Source organism: Pusillimonas sp. ANT_WB101 (assembly GCF_008369125.1).
GTDB lineage: Bacteria > Pseudomonadota > Gammaproteobacteria > Burkholderiales > Burkholderiaceae_B > Allopusillimonas.
In genome coordinates this window covers 1,535,615-1,561,929 of the sequence record NZ_VOAY01000001.1, presented here as the reverse complement: position 1 = coordinate 1,561,929, position 26,315 = coordinate 1,535,615, and the positions used below count along the sequence as shown (strand labels likewise).

The 26,315-nt window shown below is 56.3% G+C and carries 19 protein-coding genes and 2 riboswitches; of the genes, 7 read left to right on the top strand and 12 right to left on the bottom strand.

Features of this window, described 5'->3' with window-relative positions:
• Nucleotides 1–132 precede the first annotated feature (132 nt).
• From FQ179_RS07020 to FQ179_RS07010, 3 genes are read left to right on the top strand one after another with little or no spacing between them, the layout of a single operon-like run.
• The gene (locus FQ179_RS07020; protein ID WP_149396492.1) at nucleotides 133–1,020 is read left to right on the top strand and encodes a U32 family peptidase; all 888 of its coding nucleotides are present in this window, start codon (nucleotides 133–135) and stop codon (nucleotides 1,018–1,020) included.
• Between the two features lie 14 nt (nucleotides 1,021–1,034).
• Nucleotides 1,035–1,652: a hemolysin III family protein gene (locus tag FQ179_RS07015; protein ID WP_149396491.1), complete on the top strand. Its 618-nt coding sequence runs from the start codon at nucleotides 1,035–1,037 to the stop codon at nucleotides 1,650–1,652.
• Nucleotides 1,653–1,674: 22 nt separating this feature from the next.
• The gene (locus FQ179_RS07010; protein ID WP_149396490.1) at nucleotides 1,675–2,160 is read left to right on the top strand and encodes an SCP2 domain-containing protein; all 486 of its coding nucleotides are present in this window, start codon (nucleotides 1,675–1,677) and stop codon (nucleotides 2,158–2,160) included.
• Between the two features lie 162 nt (nucleotides 2,161–2,322).
• On the opposite strand, the gene FQ179_RS07005 is transcribed toward FQ179_RS07010, so the two are convergent.
• Both FQ179_RS07005 and FQ179_RS07000 read right to left on the bottom strand, forming a co-directional pair.
• Nucleotides 2,323–2,787 (bottom strand): hypothetical protein, encoded by a 465-nt coding sequence (locus tag FQ179_RS07005; RefSeq protein WP_149396489.1) that lies wholly within the window; start codon nucleotides 2,785–2,787, stop codon nucleotides 2,323–2,325.
• 30 nt (nucleotides 2,788–2,817) lie between these two features.
• Nucleotides 2,818–3,057 carry a DUF2249 domain-containing protein gene (locus FQ179_RS07000; RefSeq protein WP_149396950.1) on the bottom strand — a complete coding sequence of 80 codons (240 nt, stop codon included), beginning with the start codon at nucleotides 3,055–3,057 and terminating at the stop codon, nucleotides 2,818–2,820.
• Between the two features lie 640 nt (nucleotides 3,058–3,697).
• Here FQ179_RS07000 and FQ179_RS06995 point away from each other — a divergent pair.
• Nucleotides 3,698–6,649, top strand: coding sequence for an autotransporter domain-containing protein (locus FQ179_RS06995; RefSeq protein WP_149396488.1), 2,952 nt, complete (start codon nucleotides 3,698–3,700; stop codon nucleotides 6,647–6,649).
• Between the two features lie 172 nt (nucleotides 6,650–6,821).
• Here the strand turns inward: FQ179_RS06995 and FQ179_RS06990 are convergent, their stop codons facing one another.
• Both FQ179_RS06990 and FQ179_RS06985 read right to left on the bottom strand, forming a co-directional pair.
• Complete coding sequence (locus FQ179_RS06990) at nucleotides 6,822–9,146, bottom strand: ATP-dependent DNA helicase (RefSeq protein ID WP_255474864.1); 2,325 nt, start codon at nucleotides 9,144–9,146, stop codon at nucleotides 6,822–6,824.
• Complete coding sequence (locus FQ179_RS06985; protein WP_149396486.1) at nucleotides 9,143–10,837, bottom strand: VRR-NUC domain-containing protein; 1,695 nt, start codon at nucleotides 10,835–10,837, stop codon at nucleotides 9,143–9,145. The genes FQ179_RS06990 and FQ179_RS06985 overlap by 4 nt, the downstream gene beginning before the upstream one ends.
• Before the next feature lie 250 nt (nucleotides 10,838–11,087).
• On the opposite strand from FQ179_RS06985, the gene FQ179_RS06980 reads away from it, so the two are divergent.
• Nucleotides 11,088–11,288, top strand: a complete 201-nt coding sequence (locus FQ179_RS06980; RefSeq protein ID WP_149396485.1) for a CsbD family protein — start codon at nucleotides 11,088–11,090, stop codon at nucleotides 11,286–11,288.
• A 124-nt stretch (nucleotides 11,289–11,412) separates the two neighbouring features.
• On the opposite strand, the gene speE is transcribed toward FQ179_RS06980, so the two are convergent.
• Together speE and FQ179_RS06970 are read right to left on the bottom strand one after the other, a co-directional pair.
• On the bottom strand, nucleotides 11,413–12,654 hold the full coding sequence (speE, locus tag FQ179_RS06975; protein ID WP_149396484.1) for a polyamine aminopropyltransferase: 1,242 nt from the start codon (nucleotides 12,652–12,654) through the stop codon (nucleotides 11,413–11,415).
• 577 nt (nucleotides 12,655–13,231) lie between these two features.
• On the bottom strand, nucleotides 13,232–14,674 hold the full coding sequence (locus FQ179_RS06970; RefSeq protein WP_149396483.1) for a sodium:solute symporter family protein: 1,443 nt from the start codon (nucleotides 14,672–14,674) through the stop codon (nucleotides 13,232–13,234).
• 149 nt (nucleotides 14,675–14,823) lie between these two features.
• Nucleotides 14,824–14,928: riboswitch (TPP riboswitch) on the bottom strand.
• A 199-nt stretch (nucleotides 14,929–15,127) separates the two neighbouring features.
• A riboswitch (TPP riboswitch) is annotated at nucleotides 15,128–15,230 on the top strand.
• A 52-nt stretch (nucleotides 15,231–15,282) separates the two neighbouring features.
• Between FQ179_RS06970 and FQ179_RS06965 the strand changes: the two genes are divergently transcribed.
• On the top strand, nucleotides 15,283–16,059 hold the full coding sequence (locus FQ179_RS06965) for a 3-oxoacyl-ACP reductase (RefSeq protein ID WP_149396482.1): 777 nt from the start codon (nucleotides 15,283–15,285) through the stop codon (nucleotides 16,057–16,059).
• A 61-nt stretch (nucleotides 16,060–16,120) separates the two neighbouring features.
• Nucleotides 16,121–17,407 (top strand): LLM class flavin-dependent oxidoreductase, encoded by a 1,287-nt coding sequence (locus FQ179_RS06960; protein WP_149396949.1) that lies wholly within the window; start codon nucleotides 16,121–16,123, stop codon nucleotides 17,405–17,407.
• A 175-nt stretch (nucleotides 17,408–17,582) separates the two neighbouring features.
• On the opposite strand, the gene FQ179_RS06955 is transcribed toward FQ179_RS06960, so the two are convergent.
• The 6 genes from FQ179_RS06955 to FQ179_RS06930 form a co-directional block, all read right to left on the bottom strand.
• Nucleotides 17,583–18,968: an MATE family efflux transporter gene (locus FQ179_RS06955; RefSeq protein ID WP_149396481.1), complete on the bottom strand. Its 1,386-nt coding sequence runs from the start codon at nucleotides 18,966–18,968 to the stop codon at nucleotides 17,583–17,585.
• A gap of 252 nt (nucleotides 18,969–19,220) precedes the next feature.
• The gene (locus tag FQ179_RS06950; protein WP_149396480.1) at nucleotides 19,221–19,661 is read right to left on the bottom strand and encodes a nucleoside deaminase; all 441 of its coding nucleotides are present in this window, start codon (nucleotides 19,659–19,661) and stop codon (nucleotides 19,221–19,223) included.
• 249 nt (nucleotides 19,662–19,910) lie between these two features.
• A complete protein-coding gene (locus FQ179_RS06945) occupies nucleotides 19,911–21,860 on the bottom strand; it encodes a PhoX family phosphatase (protein ID WP_149396479.1) in 1,950 nt (649 codons plus the stop codon).
• 61 nt (nucleotides 21,861–21,921) lie between these two features.
• The gene (locus FQ179_RS06940; protein ID WP_149396478.1) at nucleotides 21,922–23,289 is read right to left on the bottom strand and encodes a sodium-dependent transporter; all 1,368 of its coding nucleotides are present in this window, start codon (nucleotides 23,287–23,289) and stop codon (nucleotides 21,922–21,924) included.
• 64 nt (nucleotides 23,290–23,353) lie between these two features.
• On the bottom strand, nucleotides 23,354–24,331 hold the full coding sequence (locus tag FQ179_RS06935; RefSeq protein WP_149396477.1) for a cation diffusion facilitator family transporter: 978 nt from the start codon (nucleotides 24,329–24,331) through the stop codon (nucleotides 23,354–23,356).
• 424 nt (nucleotides 24,332–24,755) lie between these two features.
• Nucleotides 24,756–26,303 carry an acetolactate synthase large subunit gene (locus FQ179_RS06930; protein ID WP_149396948.1) on the bottom strand — a complete coding sequence of 516 codons (1,548 nt, stop codon included), beginning with the start codon at nucleotides 26,301–26,303 and terminating at the stop codon, nucleotides 24,756–24,758.
• Nucleotides 26,304–26,315 lie beyond the last annotated feature (12 nt).

The window sequence follows — 26,315 nt, the reverse complement described above, 5'->3', positions numbered from 1 at the left end:
TCGTATGCGTTAAATGCGGCCGTGGGCCGCAAGGCTATGCCGAGTCGGGGCGAAGTAGGGTGCTGGCCTGTGCCAGCCAGTGAACAACAGGATGCAAAGTATGAAAAAATCCCAGGCCATCAGGAGTGACTCATGAAGATCGCTCTGGGTCCCGTTCAGTATTATTGGTCGCGGGTGACCATGCTGCAGTTTTACGAAGCGATGTGCCAGGCTCCATTCGATATCGTCTACTTGGGCGAAACCGTGTGTTCGCGCCGCCATGAACTGCGCTTGCCAGACTGGCTGGAAGTCGCGCAGATGATGGCAGACGCCGGCAAAGAAGTGGTGCTCTCTACGCAGGTATTGCTAGAGTCTGGCAAAGACCTGAAAGACATGCGCAAGATCGCTGAAAATGGTCAGTTTCTGGTCGAAGCCAATGATATGGGTGCAGTCAACCGTATGGACGGGCTACCCTTTGTCGCTGGGCCTTTCCTTAATATTTACAACAGCCCGGTGCTGCGCATTGTGTCTGACCTGGGTGCCAGGCGCTGGGTGATGCCGCTCGAAATGGGCGCTGCCGGCCTGGCCGAACTGCAACAAGACCGCCCCGAGGGCATGCAGACTGAGGTGTTTGCCTATGGTCGCATGCCGCTTGCGTTTTCGGCCCGCTGTTTTACTGCACGCAATCGCAATATTCCCAAAGATGACTGCCAGTATGTTTGTATGGATCACCCAGATGGCTTAATGCTAAACACGCGTGAAGGGCAGCCTTTTCTGGTGCTCAATGGTGTCCAGACCCAGTCGGCGCTGGTATACAACCTGATCCGCGAGGTCGATGCCCTGCGTGGCCAGGGCGTCGATGTAGTGCGCATTAGCCCGCAATCACAGCACACGGCCGAGGTTATATCGTTGTTCCATCAGGCCATTCAGGGCAGTCTTGCCACGTCTTCCGCCTTTGACCAGATTATGCCCTTGATGCCGGCCGGCCCCTGTAATGGGTATTGGCATGGCAAACCCGGTCTTGAATACCGGGTTGCATAACGAAAGGCACAGGTATGTATCGCGGAGAAAAGTTCAACAGCATCAGCCATCTGGTTGGCGCTGCGCTGGCGGCTATAGGTGCCGTGACCCTTATCGTGATGGCGTCTCTCACCGGCGACCCATGGAAGATCGTTAGCTTCAGTATTTATGGCGCAATGCTTTTAAGCCTGTATCTAACGTCAACGCTGTATCACAGCCTGCGTGGCCGTGCCAAACGTATTTGGTGCAAGTTTGACCACTGCGCCATTTACCTGCTGATTGCCGGCAGCTATACGCCGTTTGCGCTGGTAAGCCTGCGCGGGACATGGGGTTGGACGCTGTTTGGCGCCATTTGGAGCCTGGCCATATTGGGTATTGTTCAGGAGATTTGGCTGGCCAAGGGCCTGCGCATAGTGTCGCTGATCTTATATGTGTTGATGGGTTGGATGGCAGTGGTGGCAATTGGGCCGCTTATTAACGCGTTGACCTGGGACGGCTTCATCTGGCTCGCCGCTGGTGGTCTGTTTTATACCGTCGGCATTATTTTTTACGCCACTGACGAAAAGTGGCGATATGGGCATGGCGTCTGGCACCTGTTTGTATTGGGTGGAAGTGCTTGCCATTATTTTGCTGTGTTTAATTACGTGGCCTGATAACCTTTTGTTAGAGAAGCACATGAGCACTGGTGAACACGCTTTCCCCGCCGCGGCTGGCAAGCTGCTGTCGCGACTTCCGGCTTATCCCGGATCGCTATTGTTTGTGACGGGGCTTAATCTGGCGCTCGCCAAGCATCTTCCCGAAGACACCCTGCGTGCGCTCGAAGGCCGCAAACTTCGCATATTGGCGCGTGACGTTGCGGTGGGCTTTGACTTTACCTGGCGCAATGGCAAGTTCTCAGCCATGCAGCCTGGTGGTGACGTTGCTCTGACCATCTCGGCGAGCACGCGTGATTTCTGGCTGATGGCACACCGCAAAGAAGACCCCGATACACTGTTTTTCAGTCGGCGTCTGTCTATGGAAGGCGATACTGAGCTGGGCCTGATGGTAAAAAATACGCTGGATGCCATCGACATGTCAGTGTTTACGCCCGCCAGCATGTTGCCCCAGGGCTTGCTGCAGCGTCTGCCGATGCCGCCGGGGTTTAGACGCTCGCGCAACTGATGTACCCAGTTTGTTTCAAAAGCTAAGCCTCTCGTATTCAGAGGCTGGCCGAAGCGTACACGTTGGCGTTGAACAACCGGCAAAAAAGCCGCGACATGACATCGCGGGAAAAAGCGGGGGTCAGCATGGTCTGGCGTCTGAGAAATCAGACGTTACTTAAGCTTAGGTTTTACGTAAGGTAAAAGTGGGAAACAGCCCCGACAGGCGTTGTACCAGCGCGGCACTGGGGTAGTCGCGCACCGCGCTGGCGTTTAGTGCTTCATCATTACAGCCCACAGATCGAAACACCTGCAGCGCATAATTGTTCACGCCCATTTCGGCCAGCGTGCAGGCCAACGTATCAAGCTGGCTTTCGGGCAGCAGGTCAGGATGCGCGGTGGTGCGGCATTCATAATCTACGCCACTTTCCAGCACTTCTTTAAGGCAGGCTAATGCAGGTACGCCACTGTCGCGTATGCGTGTAATGCGCTCATAGTCGGCAAAGCCGGCTTTAATGTCCAGGCCTATCCAGTCGAGCATAGGCAGCACGCTGCGTAGCCGCTCGGGGTGGGTGCCGCCACTGTGCAGGCCAATTTTAAAGCCCAACGCACGGGCTTCAAGTATGGCGTCAGCCAGACAAGGGTCCATGGTGGGCTCAAGGTAAGACTATGGGCTTTTTCAGGCAACAATTCCGAAGTCAATCACAATCTCGCCTGGCTCGCGCGAGATATAGGTAATTTGGATGGCATCGCCGAAATGGCCCTGCAACTGCTGGAGCAGCGGAAGTGGGTCGTGATCATTGCAGAACCGCATGGTTTCGCCAGGTTGGAGCGCCGATAGCGCGCCGAAAATCGCAGCATGGCGGAAGCGCTTGGCGACGCCGCGTGCATCAAACGGGTAGACGGCTTCGTTAAACATTGGAACAGGGTTAGCGCTGGACACAGTGGTTTCCTTTCAGAAAATTGGGTGAGCGTTGTCGCTCGAGTGTGGGTGAGCGCAATCGCTCACAAGCCCTGCCTGCCCCCGACTGCTTGGGCACGTCGGGCAACAAAAGCATGGTCCTACGATTGTAGGGAGAGCAAGAGCAAAAGCCGGTGAGAACCACATTGCTAGTATGGTCGATGGGATTGCGGTATTTGTGAGGTTCTGGCTGTTAACAATGCAGTCAGGAAACTGTGTGCAGCAGAGAGCACGGGGCCAAGGACACGGGGCCAAGGACACAAGGGCAAGCGCACGAGTCTGAGCGCATGTAGACAAACGGGCACGAGCAAAGACACTAGGCAGGTGAACAAGACAGAGGAACAAGACAGAGGAACAAGACAGAGGAACAAGACAGAGGAACAAGACAGAGGAACAAGGCGCGGGGACAAGGCGCAGGAACAAGGCGCAGGAACAAGGGCAGGAGGCAGCCAGCATGGCGCATTTTGGGGACAAACAGCAGGAAGGCACCCAGGTATTCTCCAGTAAAAGGTTTAAGTAACTTCTGCTTTTATCTCGTAATAAATTAAAGTAAAGTACGGCCTCAATTCAAAAAAAATTAAGTTGAGATAAAAAAATAATGAGTATGTTCAAAAGGGGGGGCACGATAGCGATGCTGTCGTTGCTGGTGTGTACTGCCTATGCACAGTCACCTGAAGATTTCGTCACGCCTGAATTCAAACGCAGCAATGGGCTGGAACTGATACGCGCGCAATATGCCTATGCAGCAGGCTATACGGGAAAGGGCATTGTTATTGCGATTGTGGATTCAGGCCTGGATATAAATCACTCAGAATTCGCCGGGCGTGTATCGCCTTACATGCGTAACTATATGCCCGGTTTTAGCGCTGGCGATGTGTATTCAGGCTTGGATAGTGGTTCTAATTTTCACGGTACGCATGTGGCAGGGTTGGCGGCAGCGGCACGAGATGGCAAAGAGATGCATGGCGTTGCGTATAACGCCACGGTATTGCCTTTGCGGACAAGTTTTGCTGATGGCGAATTACGGCGGGCTTTTGATCGGGCGATACGGGCTGGCGCAAAAGTTCTAAATGGCAGTTATGGGCCTCCAACGCTATGGGACGTAGATCCAGCCGTTCCTGTCCCATATCGTGGTCAGTTGGAATTTCAGCCCTTGTTCTCAGCGGTGGATGAAGAATATCTTATGCTGCAGCGTTTGGCGGATGCCGATGTAGCTATGATTTTTTCAGCCGGTAATGAGCGTATGGACCATCCTGGCGCTTATACCGCTATCCCTACTGGTAATGGCATGTTGCCGCTGATTACGCCTGAAAATACAGACCCCTTAACCGGTAAGCCTTTATATCGGTTTCTCGACGAACTCCCAGACAATGGCCCTGCGCTTTTTTTGGGCGAAATCGGCTCTGATCCGGAGGGCTGGGCTGAAGTCAAAGAGTTTGATTTCTCCAGCCTGAAAGGCAGTTTGATTGCGGCCGTGGCTACCGGCCCGCAAGGCCTAATCGCCAAGTACAGTAACTGGTGCGGTGCTGCGAAAGCGTGGTGTATGGCCGCACCGGGTGGTGACTCTTTTGGCCCTGGAGGTGTGGCAGATGCGATGTGGTCTACCGCACCTTATGAAAGCTACCGCTATGCCAATGGTACGTCTATGGCTGCGCCCATGATTGCGGGCGCTGCTGCCGTTATGCGTGAAGCGTTTCCTTATATGACAGCGCGCCAGGTGATTGAGATTATGCTTACCAGCGCTGATCGCACTTCCATGCCTGAATGGGCGGACAGCGATATTTACGGCCGTGGCATGATGGACTTGGGCACGTCCATTAACGGCCCTGTCGTTTTTAATGACATGACGTTTGGCGCCATGTTCGACCCTATTTTTTCGGTCAACACCCAAGGGTACGACAGTGTCTGGCGGAACAACATTCGCGGCACGGGCGGCATGAGCAAGGCGGGTGCAGGCACGCTGACCCTTACGGGCCAAAACAGCTATACCGGCAACACCACCATAGTAGGTGGCAAGCTGGTGGTAAATGGTTCCATAGCAAGCTCGGCGCACTTGCACATAGGCCATGGTGCCGTTTTGGGTGGTAGTGGGGTTGTGGGCAACACCGAAGTCTATGGCGCGGTCACGCCGGGAAACTCCGTGGGCACTCTTACCGTTAAGGGTAACTACACACAGCATGCCGGTTCTGTGTTTGAGCTTGAGCTGGGTGCCAACGGCGACAGCGATGTTTTGAAAGTGACAGGTCACGCCGACATACAGGCAGGCAGTGAGCTTGAGGTCATTGGGCTGCGCGCCAGTCATCTTGGCCGGGCCTTCTCGTTTATAGAAGCCGATAGCTGGAGCGGAAACACCTTCGCCGGTGACAATTTGCACAGGGCGTTCATTGATTTGTCCCCGGTTGTCACGGGTGCGGCAATGACTTTGGGTGTACATCGCAATGCCACGTCGTTTGCCAGCGTAGCGACGTCACCCAATCAGCGTGCACTGGCGGCGGCGGCAGACAGCCAGGGCGTAGGTGGCTCGGTCTATGACGAGCTGGTTGTTTTGCGCACTACAAGCGGTGTGCCCGCGCTCTACGATGCCCTGGCGGGCGAAATCTATGCGTCGACGGCTTCGGCTTTGCTGGATATAGACGACAGTTTGCGCAGAACTGCCTTCCCGCGTGTTCGTCTTGGTGCAGGTACATACGGGCAGAATGGCAATGGCACAGACCTGCAGTTATCTGCTGGTGATCATGCCATGTGGGGGCAGGCCCTGGGCAGCTGGGGGCAATTGGGGGGCAGTGCTCATACTTATGCCTTGAACCGCTCTACCCAAGGCCTGCTGTTCGGTGTAGATACCTTGCTAACCGATACCGTTAAAGCCGGTGTGGCCGTAGGTTATACAAACTCTAAATTCAAAGGCCGCAGCGAAGACAGTGCAAAAGCCGATGGCTATCATGCTCTGGCCTATGGCAATGCGCAGTCAGGTCCGTGGTCTTTACGTGGTGGTGTCGGGTACTCGTGGTACAGCGTAAACACCCGGCGTTCCCTTAACTATGCAGACTGGGGCACAGCAAGCAGCCGAGCTCATGCCCAATCCACACAGGTATTTGCCGAGTTAGCCTATGCCCAGCCTATTGCTCAGATCACGTTAGAACCCTACGCCGGTCTGGCTTATACGCATTTGCATCAACAGGGCTTTACTGAAAAGAACAGCCCGGCAGGCCTGCAAGCGAGTGGCAGCAGCTCCCAGGTAGGTTATTCGACGCTGGGTGTGCGTGCTTTATGGGATATGCAAACCACTACTTCGGGTGCGTTGCAGGCCGTGGCAGGCATGGGCTGGCGACATGCCTTAAGTGGCGGTAAGCCGTCGCGTGAATTAAGGCTGGCGACGGGGGATGCCTATCGCGTCAGCGGTACGCCCTTGGCGCAAGACGCGTTGGTCGCCGAGGTGGGTGTTGCATGGTCCAACACGGCACGCAGCAGCTTTAGCTTGAATTATGCTGGCCAAATGGCAGGCAGCACACGCGATCATGGTGTGCAGGTTCGTGCAGGATGGGTTTTCTAGATGAATGGCCTGTGGCGCACTCCGTAGGCGCAAGCCTGCTTGAATAAGTGTGGCGTGCCTCGTAACGGCAAGCCTGCTTGAGTGGGCGTGGCGCATCTCGTGGCGGCAAACCTGCTTATGCATAGTGTGAAATCTACTGATGAAAAAGCCCCCCAGGCTGGCCTGAGCCTTCCTAGGGGCTTTCTTCTATGACCGGTACGGCCTCTGTTTTCCACCACGACGGAAACAGGGCCTGAACCTGAGGCCGGTTGTAGCGATCATCAATTAAATACACCACACCGCGGTCGGTATCTGACCTGATCACTCTGCCGGCAGCCTGAACCACTTTTTGCAAGCCTGGGTAAAGAAAGGCGTAGTCGTAGGCGCGAGAGGTGCCGAATGCGTTGGCCATGCTGGCCTTGAGCTGCTGCGTCAACGGGTTGATCTGGGGCAGGCCCAATGTCGAGATAAAAACGCCGATTAAGCGGCTGCCGGGCAAATCTATGCCTTCGGCAAATGCGCCACCTAGCACCGCAAACCCTACCCCACGCCCGTCTGGCACAAAGCGATCCAGAAATTGCCGGCGGCTGGCTTCGTCCATGCCTGGCGATTGCAACCAAACGGGGATATCTGGAAAGTGCTTTGAAAATGCCTCGGCCGCCTTGCGCAGATAGTCGAAACTGCTGAAATAGCTTAGGTAGTTGCCAGGCTGGGCCGCATACTGCTTGCCCATGAGCTGCGCTATCGGAAGCAGTGACGCACTGCGGTCGTGGTAGCGCGTAGAAATGTGCTGTGCAATTTTTACTTGCAGCTGCTCAGAATTGAATGACGATTCCACATCGACAAAGGCGACATCTTCAGGCAGGCCCAGTGTGTCACGGTAAAAGTCCCAGGGGCTTAGGGTTGCCGAAAAAAGTGTGCTGCTGTGGCTGGCGTTGATGCGAGGTTGCAGAAACGGCGCTGGAATCATATTGCGCAGGCTTATGGTGGCGGACAGGGGCACCGTGGGTGATGGCGCTGCGCCCAGATCAATGTCGAATACCGAGTGGCTGGAAAACACATCAGCCAGTCGTAAGAAATGCAAAATATCAAAATGCAGCCGCTGTAATTCGACACCCAGGTCCAGAGGATGGGCGTTGGCGTACTGCGTAAGCCGCGAGCTGAAGTTGATCAAGCTTTTATGGAAGGAGGCGGGTATGTCGGTGTAGGCTTGATAAGACATGGCCTGATCGCGACAGCACAGGTTCCAGGCTCGCGTTAGCGTAGAAAAGCTGCGTTTCAGCTCAGTGGGTGCTGTGCGTTTTGCTGCTTGCAGCGTACTGGCACTCAGGCTGGCGCTATACATGGTACGGGCACGTTCGAGCAGGTTATGGGCCTCATCAACCAACAAACCAACCCGCCATTGGCGGCTTTCGGTCAGGCCGTAGAGCAGGGCGCTGCTGTCAAAGTAATAGTTGTAGTCACCGACGACGACATCTACCCATTGCGCGAGATCATGGCTCATCCAGTAGGGGCAAATTTTATGTTTTAGCGCAATGCGACGCAGGCTTGATTGGTCGAGCCATCCGTGGCGCGCGGCGTCTTGCCGGGCCACGGGCAGACGATCATAAAACCCTTGTGCCAGCGGGCACGAAGCGCCGTGGCAGGCCTTGTCGGGGTGCTCGCAGGCTTTTTCGCGTGCCACTAGTTCAAGCACGCGCACCGACGGCGCTGAGGTGGTGCATGCCGTGTCGTCAACGTTGCCATTGTTTTTGATCAACAGCGTAAGGGCGTCAAGGGCAAGCTGTCGTCCCGAGGTTTTGGCGGTAAGAAAAAACACCCTGTCCAGGCCCTCAGGTGTGCAGGCTTTGAGCATGGGAAATAGCGTGCCTATGGTTTTGCCGATGCCGGTAGGCGCCTGTGCCAGTAACATGCGTTGCTGGCGGGCAGCCTTGTACACATGTTCGGCCAGTTGACGCTGCCCCGGCCTGAACGCTGCGTGGGGAAAGCGCAGTGTAGCTAGCCAGAGATCCCGGTTCTCTCGGTGTGCCAGTTGTTGCGCGGCCCACTGGGCAAAGCAACGGCAGAGCGATTCAAAAAAGTGCTGCAGGTAGTCGGCCTTGAGGGTTTCAGACACTACTGTTTCATGACCCTGGTCGACGTCGTAATAGACCACGGCAACCTGTATTTCGGCCAGACTGTCGCGCTCGCAAAGCATATGGGCATAAACGCGAGCTTGCGCCTGATGCAGTGATCTGTGGTTGTCGGGGATATTGTTCAGGTCGCCCCGATAGGTTTTTATCTCTTCAACCTGGGGCACGCTTGCGTCATAGCCATCGGCTCGCCCACGCACCAGAAGCGCACCCCAGTTTGCCTGCACACTCACTTCTGACTGATACGTGACCGGCCTTTTGGCACGCACCAGCGCGTGCCCTTCTATGCCTTCGAGTGCGGTGGGTGATGGCGTGAAGCGTAGGTCAAGGTCGCCATGCCTGGCGGCAAACTCGCACAGTGCACGCACAGAGACGGTATAGCTCAAGCTGCCACTCGCTGAACGTGGCATACCATGGCGTCTATGCCGTGCGCAGCGCAATAGTTTAGCCATCGGATCTGGTTGTCTTGCAACCGGTCTCCAGGCCCTTTTACTTCGATAAGCTGATAATGCTGCTGATTTGGCCAGAACTGAATGAGGTCGGGCAAGCCCGAACGATTGCCGGGTATATCACGCAGCAGGCGCTCAAACACCACCCTGAGGTGTTGCGGTGGCATGCATGACAAGGCCAGATCAAGCAAGGCCGGGTTAATGGCTTGCCAGGCCACGAAAGGTGACTGTATGCCCTGCTTGCGAGCGAAATTGCTGCGTATGGTGTCGAGGTAACGCTCGTTATCAAGCTGCCCCAAACATACGTCAAACAGCGATTGGCGGCGTTGGTGAAAGCCACTGCGCAGCAGGTCGGCGGGCCCGCGCTGGTAAGGGTTAAAAAAAGCCCCTGGTACGGCAGCGAAAACGGCGTCCCAGCAAAGCAGCCCGAAAAGGGCGTTGATCAAGGTGTTTTCGACATAGAACGCGGGCGCGTCGTCACTGTGCAAGTGCTGTCTTACTGCCTCTTCGACGCGCGGGCCTTCTGCATGTAGCGGCAGCGCTAGGTCGATGCGCGTGATGTTGGCAGGTTTAGGGGCAGCTGCCGGCTGCCCGCATTGGCGTAGTAATCGCGGCAGCATGCGTAGCACTTGCTGCTGCTCGGCTTCGTCGTGCGGCGCCTGCAACGACAATTGAGCCAGTGCGAGCGCGTCGTTGCTTTGCCCTGAACGTTCGAGCACACGTACCAGGCGTTGTCGTGCTTCAGCGTGGCTGCTACGCTGATAGCACTGCCCAGCGCTGGCCCAATTTTGTTGGCGCTCATAGTGCTTGCCCATGTGATACAGCAGTCGGGCACGGCGTGTTTCCAGCCATTCGTTCTGGTAGGCGTCGTTAGGCAATGCGTGGAAAAGCGCGTCTTGTTGCTCGCTGTTGCTGGCCTGGTCAAATTGTTCTCGACAGTAATGCAGATAAAGGTAGTCGTCGATATCTTGACGCGCCTGAAAGGCTCTGGCCGATGGCGGGAAACTGACCTGCTCAAAAACATATAGCCCCAGGTCAGCCAGCACGAAGTCTGTCCAGCTTTGCCGTAAATTGCCAAAAAACATAAGCCTGAAACGATCGCACAGGGCGATTATGTGCGGGCTAAGTGCGTAGAGTGTGTCATGGCGTAGCTGTGGCAAGGTGCTGCTTGGGTGGACACTGTGCCATTGCGTGTGACGTTGCGCTTCTGGAAAGTGGCTGCACAACACGTCGATTTGTTCGGGCTTTTTGGCGCTACGCGCACCTGCTGCCGTTAGCGCTGTACCAAACATTGCCATGACTTCGTTGCGGGTAAGTTGCCCGCATAGCTCATCAACAGTAACGAGCGGGTCATTGTTTAGCCATTGATGGTCGATGAGGGCATGCGCAGCCGGGCCGGGGTCGCCGATTTCTGTGTAGGAAAGTTTGCTGGCCCGAAACAATAACCCTTTGCGCATAATCATGCGTACCAGCAAGCCGCGAGACCCTGGTGCAAGTGCCAGAAACTGAGCAATAAATGCATGTTCGTCGGGTAGCAACAGATCGGCATAGCGACCAGCCACCCAGCGCAGCACGCGCTCGAAGTTATCAAGGTAATACCAGGGATTGCTTAGCGGAGGTGGGCGCATGCACGGAAACCCGGATTAATGCCGCACGAGGGCTGCATAAGCCGTTTATGGGTGTTGATTACTGTTCGTATATACAGTTTAACAGCTATTATTCAGTAATGTCTCCGTTACAAACCGCTAGGAGTGTTAAGGAAATGTAGCCCGATCCTCAAGGGTTTTCATCGCCTTTGTTACATTTGTTGATAGTTAGCGCTTGAGGCTTCTGCTTGAACCGGCTACGGTAAAAGCTCAGCTAAACACGGAGGTATATATGAATAAAGACACACTGGAAGGACAATGGAAACAGCTTACCGGCAAGGCAAAAGCCGCCTGGGGTGATCTAACCGACGATGAGCTGACTCAAATTAATGGCAACCGCGAACAGCTTGCAGGCCTGATCCAGGAAAGATACGGCCGCACCCGCGAAGTGGCGGAACGCGAGGTTAAAGACTTTTTTGATGCCAATCGATAGCAGCGCGAGCGACCGGCGTTTTTGACCGGTTGACAGCCAGTGCTGCCTGATCTGTGTGCGGATCAGGCTGTTAAGCCCGCAGGTATTGCGCCTGCGGGCTTTTTTTAAACTGCCCAGGGCCTGCTCAGGCCTGTGGCATCAAGGCCCTGTAAAAATTGGGCAAGGCAAACAGCGCGCCGTGGATGTCGGCGTTGTAATACTGAAGATCACCAATGCCGCGCTGTGTGAGACGCTGCTGGATCTGGTCGCGGCCGGGCGCCAGTGGGTTTAGTTCGTTTGAAGCAATGGCCAGCGCCCAGTAGGTGCCGTACAGGGGGATATGCACGCCGTATCCATGTACCTGATCAAACACCGCAGACAGCTCGCCCGCTAATTGTTTAACTTGTTCAGGATTATGAAAAGGCGTACCCAGGTGCAAAACAACAGCACCGCCGGGGGCCAGCACCCGCTTGCATTCCTTGAAGAACGCTTCGGTATACAGCGGACCGGCAGGTGTGTCGGGATCTGTGAGATCAAGCAGAACCAGATCGAACCGTTGCTGGGTTTGCGCCAGAAACTGAACCCCATCTGCTATGTGCGCGGTGACACGCGGGTCGTCGAACGCACCTCGGTTAATGCTCTGCAAGTGCTCGCGAGCGATCTCGACAACCTGGCCGTCAAGCTCGACCAGGGTGGCTTCAGTGACCGAGGGGTACTTAAGCACCTCTTCGAGTGCGCCACCATCGCCGCCTCCGATGATCAATACCTTGCTCGGATCGGGGTGCGCCATGGCAGCAGGATGCACCAGCGCTTCATGGTAGAAGAACTCGTCTGCTTCCGAGGTCATGAAGCGCTGGTCCAGACGCAGCGTGTGGCCCAGATCGTCAGAACGCAGCAACTCGAGGTGTTGGTAATTGGTTTGCAGCGAGAGCGTACGCTCTGCAAACCGGAAACCAAAACTGGCTGTGGGCGTAAGGGTTTCAAAAACAAGTTCGCCATTGGTACCTGGGCCATGTTCGTCGCCACGCAGCAGGCGTTCGCGCTGCATTTTGGCTGGCTTGAACGCGTTAACCAGTGTCTGCATTAATTTCTCGGCCTTGGCCGAGTTGTCACCCATGAAATTGCATACATACACGTCAAGCGTGACGCCTTGGCGTTCAGGCCAGGTATGCAGCGCCAAATGGGATTCGGCCAGCAGCAGCATGCCTGTTACCCCACCAGGTTCACCCTGGAAGTCGGGAAAGGTATGCCATTTTTCAGCCACTAGCGTAAGGCCGGCGTCAAGAGTGTGCCCTCGGCACATGTCGGCGAGAGGCCCAGCCTGCGTGAGCAGCGAGAGGTCGCAATCGCATAGGTACAGATCTGCGGTGAGGTGCAGGCCCTGCATATGTCAGCACTCCTTGGTGAAAGACTTCTGCGCCAAGGCAAGGCACACGGAAAGCCAGAAAGTCGTAGGGCTAAGGATAAGCCTACAAGTTTAAAAAAACGTATAAGTATATAGCAAAAGCGGGTATGTTCCGGCTATGTGTAGCGATGCTGCTCTTATTTACCGAACGTGTGATTGGCCAATAGGTAGCCGGAGGGAAGGACGCCAGAGCAGTAACGATCAGGGGGAAGACGATCCGAGAGAACACAATCCGAGGGGAAGTGGGCACAGAGGATGTGGGCAGAGGAGAAGCGACCAGACGGTTGCAGCGAGAAGCGAAGCTGCCGAAAAGGAGGGGCAGCCAGAGCGGAAGCGGGCAGAGGACAAGCAGTTAGAAGGGCGGTGCCCAATGCAGCGGGCCGCCGCTGGGCGGCTGTTTTGAGGCTATCTCGTTGCTGCCTGTATACCGTTCAACCGGTGAATCGCGCCGCTTGACGTCGTAGGTCTGGTAACCCAGTTACGTTGCGCAGCCAGGCCTGCGCCTTTCTTTGACGGAACGGCAGGCCTGGCGCACGCTATTTTGCTGCGGCAGTAACGCTTAGTCGTCCAGGCTGCGGATAACCCGGCCGAATGTACTGAAATCAAAGTGCGTTCGTGTGCGCTTGGTCCGCAATAAAATGGCAGAAACCACCACAGGAACAAAGGCGGCCAGTAAAAATGACTCTAACAGGTATTGGGGTTTTGCCCCCGGCGCTGGGAACAGCGCAATGCCCGCGACCAGGCCACACAACGTGCTGATTACCGCCATGCTGCCCGTGAGGCGTTTGCTGTAAAGGCCAAAGAACACCGGAAACGCAGCGGCTGAGCAGAATAGATCAGCCAGCAGAAACAAATACAGCACGCTATACCCTTGAGCGGCTACGAGCAGCACAGGTATGGCCAGCAGCACGACCAGCCAGCGTGACAGCATCATGAGTGATTTGCGACTTACCGAAGGAGCGAGTCGCCGAACATCGACGGCAATAATGCTGGACACAGCACTAATTACTGTGTCTGCAGTGCTCATTACCAGTGACAGGCCCAGTGGGATAAGCGCGATGGCAACCCAGTCGGGTAACCGTGGGGTAATAACGGTAAACAAGGCGACCGAGCTGTCGCCCTGATGGCCCAGCCCCACAAACGCCAGGCCAAACAGCCCCATAAGAAAAATAACAGGTGCAGCCATCAGGCCGCCCAGAAGAAAGCCATTACGCATGGTGCGATTGTCTTTCGCAGCATAAACCCGCTGCCAGTTTCCCTGGTGAAACAGGCCTGTCAATAATATGGCTACGAAAAACGTTAGCCCCGCCTTGATGCCGGCTGGATCGCCCAAGTCTAGCAATTGTGGCGCATTGGCCTGTAGCCCTTCGATTGTTGGGCCCGCACCGCCCACCGCCTTCCAGCCGAGCACCAGCAGCAGCGCAAGCAGTGGCACGATTACGATCATTTGTATCTTGTCGGTGAAAATGGAGGCGCGCAAGCCGCCGTACGTGGTGTAGAGCAGCGTACAGCCCATAACGATGGAAGCCGTTGCCCACAGCGGAACCGGTGAAATCATGGCGACCAGTTTGGCGATGGCGGTGGTTTCTGCTGCAAGCGTGATGAACATATAAAACATCATGATGAGCAGCGTGAGCGCATACATGGGTTTGCCGAATCGTGTAATAACAAACTCAGTGAGCGTGTGACCCTGTGGAATAAGCTCGCGCATGCGGCGCCCTAAGGGGATCATGACCAGACGGGGCGACATGGCACCCAGGGCGTACCCGATAATTGCGCCCAGGCCACCCCAGGTTGCCGCTTGGGCTGGTGCGAAAAGTATCCATGCGCCCAGCGATGACGCTAATAAAGTCAAAATGGTGGCAGTCGCGCCCTGGCTATTGCGTGCGGTGACATAGTCTTCAAGACTGTCGTGCCCGCGCCGCGAGTACCAGACCCCGACCAGCGTAAAGCCGCCTGCAAAAAGCAACAGGTAAAGCACTGTGGTGGAAGCCGCCAGCATGTATGTCTCCAGGGTTGGTCTTGCCTGGCCGCGACGGCGTTGTGGTCGCGCGCAGCCTGGCAAGCCCGCCAACATCTGTGGGCACAAGTTGCCCAGGTGTCAGGTTATGGCCGTAGCCAGTAAAGGGAGATGCCGTGCAGAAAGAAGGGGGCGTTGATGGCGTCCTTCCCTTCGCCGGCATGACCCGGATCAGGTTCAAAGGGTTACCGCGTAATGCGGAATCTCAGCCCAACAGGGCTCCCCCAGGAACAACCGAATGAGCTTAAGGCCGCCACACGGGTTTGTCAATGGATCAATGCTGGCCCAACCATACAGGACAAGGATGGAGAGCATGCTTGTGTGCCTCGCTGACGCCGGGTGAGCAGGCTGGAGTTGGCGACATTCTCGTCGGTCTGGAGATGCTGCCGCGGCAGCCCTGATCAGCCCATTCATTCAGGCGATGTGGTATGGTTGCAAAGTGACACGGGGTGCCCGGCCAGCGGTGCTGGGGCTGAGAAAAAAACCCGTCGAACCTGCTCCAGTTAATACTGGCGAAGGGATGTCATCAGCCGCCAGGCTGACGGTAAGCACCGGGGCATAACTTCGCCATTTGCCCATAGGCGTGCTCCATGAATACTGCATCTTTACCAATAGCTCAGCAAATCGTTCTGGTCACCGGCGGTGCCCGGGGTTTGGGCGAGCACATCACACGCGCCTTTCTTCGTGAAGGCGCGCGCGTGGTCATTAACTATCTTGAAAGCGCTGACCGTGCTGCTGCCCTGGCTGACCAGTCTGACGGCCGAGCCATTGCGCTGCAGGCCGACGTTACACAACCGGACGCGGTACAAGCCATGCTTGAAGCGGCCAGTCAACATTTTTCTGCGCCAGTTACTACCGTCGTCAATAACGCATTGCCTGCGTTTTCGTTTAATGGCGACGCGCGGGCCAAGGGTGATGTCATCAGCTGGCAGGCCATGAACCAGCAAATGGAAGGCATTGTTCGTGGTGCGCTTAACACCACGCAGGCGGCAGCACCAGGCATGCAAAAAGCCGGTTTCGGACGCGTGATCAATATTGGCACCAATCTCTTTCAGAACCCGGTCGTTCCTTATCATGACTACACCGCCGCCAAGGCAGCGTTGCTGTCGTTGACACGCACGCTTTCGCATGATCTGGGCCCTATGGGCATTACGGTAAACATGTTGTCTGGTGGCCTTTTGCGCACCACGGATGCCTCGGCGGCGACGCCTGAAGAGGTATTTGACATGATCGCCGCCGGTACGCCACTGCGCAGGGTAACAACGCCCGCCGAGTTTGCCGATGCGGTGCTGTTCTTCGCTTCACCCTGGTCGCGCGCGGTGACCGGGCAAAACCTGGTGGTCGACGGCGGCCTCGTCAAAAACTGAGCAGGCAGATACACACATGAGCACTTCCAGCAGTGGCCGTCAGCAAGGCGCTTCGCCTCGTATGCTGCATCTGAATCTTTTTATTATGGGCTGCGGCCATCACCGTGCGGCATGGCGACACCCAGAGTCGACCGTTGAACGCCTGGGCGATATCCGCTACTACGAAGAACTGGCCCAGTTGGCCGAGCGCGGAAAGTTCGACGCGGTTTTCTTTGCCGATGGTGCTGCTGCAGAAAACGTGGCAGACGGGCCAAAGTGGTATCTGGAACCGCTGACCGCCATGGCCGCCATGAGCCGTGCTACTACGCGTATCGGTCTCATCAGCACGGTGTCCAGCACGTTTTTTACGCCATTTCATGCTGCGCGCATGGTGGCTTCACTTGACCATATTTCGGGTGGGCGCATGGGCTGGAATGTGGTCACGTCCATGTTTGATTCCGAGGCGCGTAACCACGGTTATGAAAGCATGCCGGGCCATGACTGGCGTTACGCACGTGCCGAAGAGTTTATTGATACCTGCCTCAGGCTGTGGGATTCGTGGTCGGACGACGCCTTGGTCATAGACCGGCAGGGCAGCTATGCAAACCCCGAATCGGTTCACCGCATTGATCACCATGGTGATCATTTTCTGGTGGATGGGCCATTGACCGTTCCGCGGTCACCGCAGGGCCACCCAGTGCTGTTTCAGGCGGGCGCTTCTGAGCAAGGGCGCGATCTGGCCGCACGGCGTGCCGAAGCCATTTATGCGGTCGCTTACGATCTTGAAGCGTCGCAAGCGTATTACCGTGATATCAAGCGCAGGGTTCGCGCTGCCGGTCGTACCGCTCCGGTGCCAATTATGCCGGGCTTGGTAACTTACGTGGGCTCCACAGAAGCAGAGGCTCGTGCCAAACAACATGAACTGGATGTGTTGCTGCCGCCCATGGATGCTTTGCGTCAGTTGAGCCAGTACGTAGGGCAAGACTGCACCGGCTGGGAGCTCGACGCACCCGTGCCTTCGTTACCACCACTCGAAGCGTTTACCGGCCCCAAAGGGCGCTACGCAACGGTGCTGCGCATTATTCATACAGAGCAACCCACCGTACGTGGGCTGCTTGGGCGTCTGGCAGCGGGTGGCGGGCATTGCAATATGGTGGGCACACCAGAGCAAATTGCTGACCAGATGGAACATTGGCTCATGAACGAAGGTGCTGATGGCTTTAACCTGATGCCACCCTCATTGCCCGGCAGTATTGAAGATTTTATTGAGCACGTGGTACCCGTATTGCAAAAGCGTGGGCTGTTTCGCACAGAATACGAAACAACGACGTTGCGTGGTCATCTTGGGCTGCAACGACCTGCTGCGTAAAGGTGGCTGTCATGAACGCGGGCATCTACTGAGATGGCCGTCTAGCCTTGGCCTCGTCTAGTTGCGCACATGGATGGCGCCGTCAAGGCTGTTTTCGATACGGGCAGGCAGGCTTGGTGGCAGCCTGCCCTTGCTGTTTGCGCTGTCGTGTTTATCGCTGAGTTATCAACACCGACTAGTGCTGCAACGAAGGTTTTATCAGGCCAAGTTGCTCTCGACGCATCCAGCGTTGCATCATAAGCACAGCGACCACAGACAGCCCAATGGCCAGGCCGCTCCAAACCCCCACACTACCCCAACCGGCCCAGAAGGCCAGTGCGGCACCACTGGGCAGGCCCATGCCCCAATACCCGACTGCGGTAAACAGCATGGGAATACGTGTGTCCTGAAGCCCCCGCAACATGCCTGAGCCCAAGACCTGGCCACCGTCCACGATCTGAAACAGAGCGGCGACGGCGAGCAGGGATACACCCATGGCAACAACCGGCGCATTCGCGGGGTCATTGATATCCAGAAACGAGCTGATCAAGGCCTGGGGCGCAACCACCATGACCAGTGCTGCCAGTGCCATGGCCGAAATGCCCAGCCCGAATGCCGCCCAGCCAGCCCGCATGACATCGTCTGGTCGCCCGGCACCATTGGCGTGGCCCACCCGTATGGTGGCTGCCTGGGCAATGCCGTAGGGCACCATAAAACTTATGCTGGCCACCTGAATGGCGATGGCGTGTGCTGCCAGTTCAATCGTACCCAGCATGCCGATGAGAAACGCGGCGGCATTGAAAATGGTGACTTCAAAAGCTGTGGCAACGGCAATGGGCAGGCCTAGCCGCCAGAACGCCCTGAAGCGGAGCCAGTCTGTTTGCCAGAGGCGGCTAAATACATGGTATCGGCGAAAACGACGATCAAAGACGACGACAACAACCATAGCCAGGAAAAGAAACAGACTGGCGATTGCGCTTGCAAAGCCAGCCCCCAGCAGCCCCAATGCGGGAAAGCCCAGTTTTCCGTAGATCAGCACCCAGTTAGCTGCGGCATTGAACGCAATGGCGGCCAGTGCGACAAGTAGCGCTGCACGCGGACGTTGGAGTGCAGCCACAAAAGAGCGCAGCACCAAGAACCCAAGAAAACCCGGCATGGCCCACAGCAGCGCGCGTAAATACTCTTGCGCCAGCACGGCCAGTTCGGGCGGCTGATTCAGCGCCAGAAGTATGGCTTCTCCGTGCCAGAGTACCAGGCACCCTGGTACAGAAATAATCACTGCACTCCATAGGCCTTGTCTGACCGTGCGTTGTACATCGCGCACTGAGTTTTTGCGGGCGCCCAGCTCATTGGCGACCATGGGTGCCGTCGCGGAAACCAGCCCCAGAGCAAAAAACGCGATAGCCATGTAAAGGTTGGCGCCCAGCGCGCTGGCGGCCAGTGACTGCGGGCCCAGCCTGCCAATGAATATGACGTCGGTGACGGTCATGGCGATCTGGGCCAGATTCGTTAGAACCAGTGGAACACTAAGCAAAAACGTGGCGTAAATTTCACGTTTCCAGGCAAGAGCAGTGGGGGACATTGGTGTCAGAAAAAAGAAGAAATACGTCAGCCTTCATTCTGAAGGCTGACGGAAAGATTGCTAGGATGCCATGTTTAACTCAGTCACGCCAAGCCGCGCCAAGTCGGACTGACCCCGGCGAGGTGATATGAAGCAAATGGAGTCAGGCTCAGTTCTTATCAGACCTACCGCAATGTGTCCGGCCAAAGATCATCCCAGCAGAGCAAAGCACAGCCAAGCCCAGTCAAGTCGAATTAGAGCGCAACTGAGAGTTCAGCTTTCGCCGATGTCTTCATTCCAGACATCGGGGCGGGCTTCCATAAAGCGACGCATCAGATCGATGCATGCGTCGTTCTGGAGCACTTCGATCTGTACGCCGCGCGATTGCAGCAGTGCCTCTTCACCCAGAAAGCTTTGATTTTCACCAATAATGACGCGCGGTATGCCGTAAAGCAGTATGGCGCCGGTACACATGGGACAGGGTGACAGCGTGGTGTAAAGCACAGACTCGCGATACACGTGGGCCGGTTGGCGACCCGCGTTTTCGAGGGCGTCCATTTCGCCGTGCAATATGGCACTGCCTTGTTGCACCCGCCGATTATGGCCGCGCCCAATAATGCGCCCCTGATGAACCAGAACGGAGCCGATGGGCACGCCACCCTCATCCATACCGGTTTGCGCTTCTGCGAGCGCCGCTTTCATGAATTCGTCCATGGTGTCTGCCTGGGTTGGGATGAATGGCTAAACGGACGATGACAGCTGCCTTTACACGTTAGCGCCCGCCTGACGATTTGACACTATAGCGTACGCGGTATCGTAGTGGTATGTGTCGCTGGTCTTTACACTGCGACGTACGCGGTATCGTGGCGGAATGTGCAGCGGGTTTTTAAACGACGTAATAGCCGCTCATGCAAAGCGGTAAGTGGAGACGGCGTTTTCGCGCCGCTTCAAGGCCGTCGGCACTCAGGCGCCGATGACACCACCATCGTCTTTGGTGATGATGACGGTCGCCGAACGGGGCAAGGCGCTGCCACCGTCTGGCCAGTTGCTATTGCCATCTTCGCCCGGGTGCTGAATATTAACGAACATGGTGCGGCTGTCAGGCGTGAAGGCAATACCGGTCACCTCACATTCTTTGGGCCCCGTCAGAAAACGCCGGATCTCTTTGCTTACCGGATCGGCACACAGCATCTGGTTGTTGCCCTGGCCTTCATAATTGCCCGTGTTGCTGTACTTGCCGTCTGTCTGTATCCAAAGCCTGCCTGCCTTGTCAAAGGCGAGGCCGTCAGGGCTATTAAAGGTGTTCTCGGGGGTAATATTGGCCGAACCCGAGCGCAAATCGCTGCGATCCGCGTGTTTGATGGGGTTGCCGGCCAATACGAAGATATCCCATTCAAATGTGGTTGCGGCCGCATCGCCGCCTGATTCTCGCCAGCGTACGATCTGGCCATAAATGTTCTGCGCGCGCGGGTTCACGCCGTCTGTTTCAGTGCGTTTGTCGTTGTTTGTCAGGGTTACGTACACCTCGCCAGTTGCCGGGTGTACGCTAACCCATTCTGGTCTGTCCATTTTGGTGGCACCGACGGCATCGGCAGCCAGTCGCGTATTGATCAGCACCTCGGCCTGGCTGGCAAAACGCGTGTCGGCTGCGAGCTTCGGGTTGTTCTCTTTATCGAGCAATAGCCACTCGCCCAAACCCATGAAATCGTCTGTATTGGCGTTATCATTAAAGCGCGCTACATACAGCTTGCCTTGGTCCAGCAACGCCGAGTTATCGCCATCAAGTGCATAGACGCCGTCTGACACAAACTTGTAGAGGTAGTCGTTGCGCTGATCGTCGCCCATATAGACAACCGCACGTCCGCCTGCCGTCAGGGTAAATGCCGCGTTCTCATGTTTGAAGCGTCCCAGCGCCGTACGTTTTTTAGGTACAGCATCTGGATTAAACGGATCAATCTCGACGATCCAGCCAAAGCGATTCGCTTCATTGGGCTCTTTGGCATAGTCGAAGCGGTCATTAAAGGCTTCCCAACCATAATCGGTGCTGCCAGGGGCCAGCCCATAACGCTTTTGCGCTGCGTTGCGCGTGTCGGCGCCTGATGTTGTGCCAAAGTAGGTGTTGAAGTTTTCCTCACAGGCCAGATAGGTGTTCCAGGGCGTCCAGCCATTACCGCAATTATTGAATGTGCCCAGTACGTGCATGCCCGTGGGGTCGTCGTGCGTCTTGAGCAGTTCGTGTGCGGCAGCTGGCCCTGTCAGCTGCATGGGCGTTGAAGCCGTGAGGCGACGGTTGTAGCGCGATCCAGTGTCAATGACCCATTTGCCACTCGCATCACGCGCGATATGCATGACCGACACCCCATGCGCATTCATGGCCTTGTCGACCCGGTCGGCCGTTAACGGTGCGTTGCGGTCAGTGCCAAACAACCAGGCATATACACCTTTGTTGACCGTGGTGTATTCGTGGTTTATTACCAGCAGGCCTTCGTCATTGCGGCCGTTCATGGCAAAGAAATGCATGCCGTCGTGGTTATCGCCCACTTGTCGCAGCTGCGCCGTGGCATCATCGCTGCCGTCGGCTTTCCAGTTTGTTGCGTCGACAAACAATGGCGTACCCCAGGGCGCAAAGGGAGTGGCGGTATAGCCCGGCGCGACGATTACCGTATCTGACGTTGAAACCGGCACGGCCTCAAAACCTAGCAATCCGGAACCCTGCCCGGTCACGCCTGCTGCAGCTGGTTGGCGCGCATAGGCCGTCAGTGGGCCTGCCAGAAACATGGCTGCTGTCAGGCCTGCACCAGCCTTTAGAAAACCGCGGCGGCGGCGCACACGCTCCACCACAGCGTTGAATGTTTCGTTGCCCGACAGGTTTGTGGGCAGATCTTCTGAGTCGATATGGGAAGGCGATTGCATTTCAGGAAGGTCCGATAGGGCTGGAAAGCCATCAGTATCGACGCTGAATATTGCAGGCTTGTTAAAACACGCGCAGCCCACGCAACATAACCAGTGCAATAAGCAAGGGCGTGACATAGCGCAGCAGCACAAATACCACGGTGGTCAGTTTGGCATTGCGCAGCTGGCCATGGTTGGAAAGCTCAGCCTGCAGTTTGTCACGCCCCCACACCCATCCGGTAAACAGGGCAATGATAATGCCCCCAGTAGGTAGCAATACGTTTGACGACACAAAGTCAGGCAGATCAAACAGGTTAAAACCGGCCACATGGATATGAGCCAAAATGCTGTGTGATAGCGCGCTGCCTGCGCCCGGCAAGGCCACCAGCAATGTGGCCAGAAGCACGGCACGTGAGCGCCGCATTTGGAAGCGTTCTTGCAGGATGACAGTGGGCACTTCCATCAGTGACAGCATGGCACCCATTGCGGCAACTGCCGTCAATACAAAAAACACCACCATCAGGCCGTGACCAAAAGGTATCTGCGAGAACACCGCAGGTAGCGTAATAAATACCAGTGACGGGCCGGCTGAAGGGGCAAAGCCAAAGGTGAATACCGCAGGAAAAATGGCAACGCCAGCCAGCATGGAAACACCCAGGTCGGCAAGCATGACCCGCACGGCAGTTTGCGGTATGTTTTGATTCGCGGTGAAATAACTGCCATATGTCATCATGGTGCCCATGCCTATAGACAGCTTAAAGAACGCCAGCCCCATCGCTGTCAATACTACGGTTGCAGTTATTTTGCTGAAATCAGGCCAGAACAGAAACTGCATGGCTTGTTGCGCACCGTCTAGCGTCAACCCTACTGCGCCCAGTATCAGCAGCAAAATAAACAACAAGGGCATAAGCCGTTTGGTGATGGCTTCAATACCTTGAGCTACTCCCATAATTAGTACGGATGCAACCGCGGCCAATACCAGCCACTGCCAGAGCAATGATTGCAGTGGGTCGGCGACCAGCTGGGCAAAATCAGCCTGGGTGACCGCCGGGTCGCTGCTCATGATGGTGCCACGCACGGCCTTGAGGATGTAGGCGAACACCCACGCGACCACTTCTGAGTAGAACGACATAATTAAGAAGGCGGCCAGCATGCCCGACAGCCCCACCAGCCACCAGGGTTGGCGACCTGGGCTCAGCGTGCGCAACACTTTAATGGGGTTGGCCCGTACGCTGCGCCCCAGCGAAATCTCGGCCATCATGACCGGCAGCCCTATCAGCAGTGTGGCCAGTAAGTAAATGAGCAGAAAGCCAGCCCCGCCATTGGCGCCGGTCAGGTAGGGCACCTTCCAGATATTGCCAAGCCCTACCGCTGAACCTAGCGTGGCGGCAAGTATGCCAAAACTGGTGGAAAAACCGCCGCGTGTGGCGTTAGGCGTGGTTTGCGCCATGCTGTGTCTTCGTGTCAATGTAGGTCTGTATATTTTCGCATGCTTGTCGCTAGGCTGTTGTCTTTCACCCGGGTCGCTGTGTTGGATCACGCTCGGGGTAGGCGGCAGAGTTATCTGAACTTCGTGAGGTTTCAGGTTTCACAAACACAGACGTAACTTCTGGCATGGCCGCGCGAATGCGGTTTTCCAGATTAATGACTACCGCTTCAATTTCGGGGGCACGTAGCGCATCTTCAAACTCAACGCTCAAGGCTGCCATGATTTCCCGAGGTGACACATGAACCGACACGACGTTATTGGCGCGAACAATACCGGGTGTTTGGCCGGCAATACGCAGTATAGATTCGCGTACATTCTTGCCGGGCGACTCGCCAATGAGCAGGCCTTTGGTTTCGCGCGTTAGCAGCAGGGCCGTCAGGCCCAGCGTGATGCCGATAAATATCGATGCCAGGCCGTCCAGCACGGGCAGCTGCAGCGTCACCGAGAAGTACACGCCAAGAAAGGCGATCAAAATACCCATTAGCGCCGCGCTATCTTCCAGTAGCACGATGAACGTTGGCGGGTCTTTACTGCGCACGATAAGCCCAAACACTTCCGAGTACTTGCGTTTTCCCTTGACGTTTTTCAGCGCGTAAACCCATGATGAACCCTCAAAGAGGGTAGCAAGCCCGAGCACGATGTAAGTGACCAGTGGGTTTTCTATGGGGTGAGGGTGCATGATGTGCACAATGCCCTCGTAGATGGATGCGCCCGCACCTGCCGTAAACAGCAGCAATGCGACGACAAAGCTCCAGAAGTAGATTTCGCGCCCATAACCCAGTGGATGCTCATCGTCTGCTTTTTTTCGACCCCGATGCATGCCGTACAGCAGCAAAACTTGGTTAAGTGTATCGACGACTGAGTGAAAGCCCTCGCTCAGCATGGCCGAACTGCCGGTTACCGCTGCAGCCACAAACTTGCTCACGGCAACCAGAGCATTTCCTGCCAAGGCGAGGTAGACAACGCGTGAAGAAGATGTGGTCTTGATACGGACGCGGGCCATGCTGTGATTCCTGAGTCGAGGATCTAGAAACACGATAGCAGAAAGTGTGCCCAAGACTTAACGACATTGGGCCAGAGTCTATACCGTCGTATGATTTTGCAGGTGTTTGCAGGGCCGCTTCAGGTTTTGCTTCAGATCTGGACGCCTACTTTTAACGTATGCGTGTTTGAGTAGTGGGGGAGATGATGCAAAAACCGCCACATGTCCTTCAGTCGGCAGTCTCTATTCAGAGTTTTTCTTCAAGTATTGAACAGTCTTGCAGCTTGAAAGCTTGGGCAGCAGTAAAAAAACGTGGAATTTGTTTGTACGGCTGCACCGGCCTCGAGTTTGGGCTGGGCCTGGACCTAAACTTGCTGTCTTTGGAAGGATAAGGCAGCCGTGCAAAAACGATAGTTATATTTGCACGGCTGTTTCAGGCTTGGGTTTAGATCCGGGCTTCGATCAGAAACGGCCCCTTACGACTTAGCGCCGAGCGCAGCAAGTCAGCGAAGCCCTCGGCGGTGTCCGCGCTTGCCGCCTCAACCCCAGCGCCTTTGGCCAGGCTGACCCAGTCTAGCGTGGGCGTGTCCAGATCAAGCATGCGGCTGGCATTGCGCCCTGGCTCTCCGGCTCCCACCAGCTTAAGCTCCCCGTGCAAAATGGCATAGCGCTGGTTGGCAAAGATAACCGTAACCACATCCAGTTGCTCCCGGGCTTGAGTCCACAGGCCCTGAAGCGTGTACATGCCGCTGCCGTCGGCCTGCATCAAAATAACCTTGCGATGGGGGCAGGCCACTGCAGCACCGGTCGCCAAGGGGATGCCAATGCCGATGGCGCCGCCGGTAATTGCCAGAAAATCATGTGGCGCTGAACCGAAGGTATGGCGGAAAGAGTCTCGTCCCGAGCTGACCGACTCATCGCAGACGATGGCGTTTTCGGGGCTGAGCGCACCAATGGCCTGTATAACAGCGGTTGCCGTCAAGGCCCCACTGGGCAGTTCATTGGCATGTCGTTCACATAGAACGGGCGTGACGCTGCGGTCGGCGCCTACAGCCTCGGCCAGTGCGTCAAGCGCCTGGGCCAGGTCATCACCGGGTTGGGTAAGGTCAATGCGGGCACACGCCTGTGGCACGGGCGAACCGGGCTTGCCCGGGTAAGCAAAGAACGCAGCGGGCATGCGGGCACCGATCAGAACCAATTGCTCGGTACCTTCTAGTGTTTTGATCGCCAGATCAACATTAAAAGGCAGTCGATCAATTTTGACGCGGCCGGCACCGCGCTCGATACGGCTGTTGGCCTGCTGCGCCAGCAGCCGTGCACCGGTCTTGACGGCAATGCGGCTGGCAGCCTCGAGCGCCTTGCTGCGCAGGGCTTTCCCGCCCAGCATTATGACTGTTTTGCGACCATTGCGCAGGGCGTCGGCGACGGTGCGCAAGGCCAGTGAGTCGACCTCGGTAGGCGCAGGCACCACAGCGCGGCGTGTGGTTGCCGTGGTGTTGGTCCATGCGGCGTCGGCCGGCAAAATAAGCGTGGTAACAGCACCCGGTTCGGTCTGTGCGGCGCTGATGGCCGCTGCTGCTGCCGGAGAGACATCGTCGGCCGACTGGATGCGCCGAACCCAGTCTGACATGGGGCGGGCCAGGCTTTCGATGTCGCTGGTGAGCGGTGCGTCATAGTTAAGATGATATGACGCATGATCGCCAACAATATTGACCATAGGCGTTTGCGCGCGCCGGGCATTGTGCATGTTGGCCAGCCCATTCGCCATGCCCGGCCCAAGGTGCAGCAGCGTGGCGGCAGGCTTGTCGGCCATGCGTGCATAGCCGTCTGCAGCGCCTGTGACTACGCCTTCAAATAAACCCAGCACACAACGCATTTCGGGGCGCTTGTCCAGCGACGCCACAAAATGCATTTCTGATGTGCCAGGGTTGGCAAAACATACATCAACATTGTTGGCCAGCAGGGTGTCACAAAGACTGTCTGCACCATTCATGGGAACTGCTTT

Excerpts from the sequence above, each read along its gene's own strand:
- FQ179_RS07020 (WP_149396492.1), top strand. The coding sequence starts at position 133 with ATGAAGATCGCTCTGGGTCCCGTTCAGTATTATTGGTCGCGGGTGACC.
- FQ179_RS07015 (WP_149396491.1), top strand. The coding sequence starts at position 1,035 with ATGTATCGCGGAGAAAAGTTCAACAGCATCAGCCATCTGGTTGGCGCT.
- FQ179_RS07010 (WP_149396490.1), top strand. The coding sequence starts at position 1,675 with ATGAGCACTGGTGAACACGCTTTCCCCGCCGCGGCTGGCAAGCTGCTG.
- FQ179_RS07005 (WP_149396489.1), bottom strand. The coding sequence starts at position 2,787 with ATGGACCCTTGTCTGGCTGACGCCATACTTGAAGCCCGTGCGTTGGGC.
- FQ179_RS07000 (WP_149396950.1), bottom strand. The coding sequence starts at position 3,057 with ATGTTTAACGAAGCCGTCTACCCGTTTGATGCACGCGGCGTCGCCAAG.
- FQ179_RS06995 (WP_149396488.1), top strand. The coding sequence starts at position 3,698 with ATGAGTATGTTCAAAAGGGGGGGCACGATAGCGATGCTGTCGTTGCTG.
- FQ179_RS06985 (WP_149396486.1), bottom strand. The coding sequence starts at position 10,837 with ATGCGCCCACCTCCGCTAAGCAATCCCTGGTATTACCTTGATAACTTC.
- FQ179_RS06980 (WP_149396485.1), top strand. The coding sequence starts at position 11,088 with ATGAATAAAGACACACTGGAAGGACAATGGAAACAGCTTACCGGCAAG.
- speE (WP_149396484.1), bottom strand. The coding sequence starts at position 12,654 with ATGCAGGGCCTGCACCTCACCGCAGATCTGTACCTATGCGATTGCGAC.
- FQ179_RS06970 (WP_149396483.1), bottom strand. The coding sequence starts at position 14,674 with ATGCTGGCGGCTTCCACCACAGTGCTTTACCTGTTGCTTTTTGCAGGC.
- FQ179_RS06965 (WP_149396482.1), top strand. The coding sequence starts at position 15,283 with ATGAATACTGCATCTTTACCAATAGCTCAGCAAATCGTTCTGGTCACC.
- FQ179_RS06960 (WP_149396949.1), top strand. The coding sequence starts at position 16,121 with ATGCTGCATCTGAATCTTTTTATTATGGGCTGCGGCCATCACCGTGCG.
- FQ179_RS06955 (WP_149396481.1), bottom strand. The coding sequence starts at position 18,968 with ATGTCCCCCACTGCTCTTGCCTGGAAACGTGAAATTTACGCCACGTTT.
- FQ179_RS06950 (WP_149396480.1), bottom strand. The coding sequence starts at position 19,661 with ATGGACGAATTCATGAAAGCGGCGCTCGCAGAAGCGCAAACCGGTATG.
- FQ179_RS06945 (WP_149396479.1), bottom strand. The coding sequence starts at position 21,860 with ATGCAATCGCCTTCCCATATCGACTCAGAAGATCTGCCCACAAACCTG.
- FQ179_RS06940 (WP_149396478.1), bottom strand. The coding sequence starts at position 23,289 with ATGGCGCAAACCACGCCTAACGCCACACGCGGCGGTTTTTCCACCAGT.
- FQ179_RS06935 (WP_149396477.1), bottom strand. The coding sequence starts at position 24,331 with ATGGCCCGCGTCCGTATCAAGACCACATCTTCTTCACGCGTTGTCTAC.
- FQ179_RS06930 (WP_149396948.1), bottom strand. The coding sequence starts at position 26,303 with ATGAATGGTGCAGACAGTCTTTGTGACACCCTGCTGGCCAACAATGTT.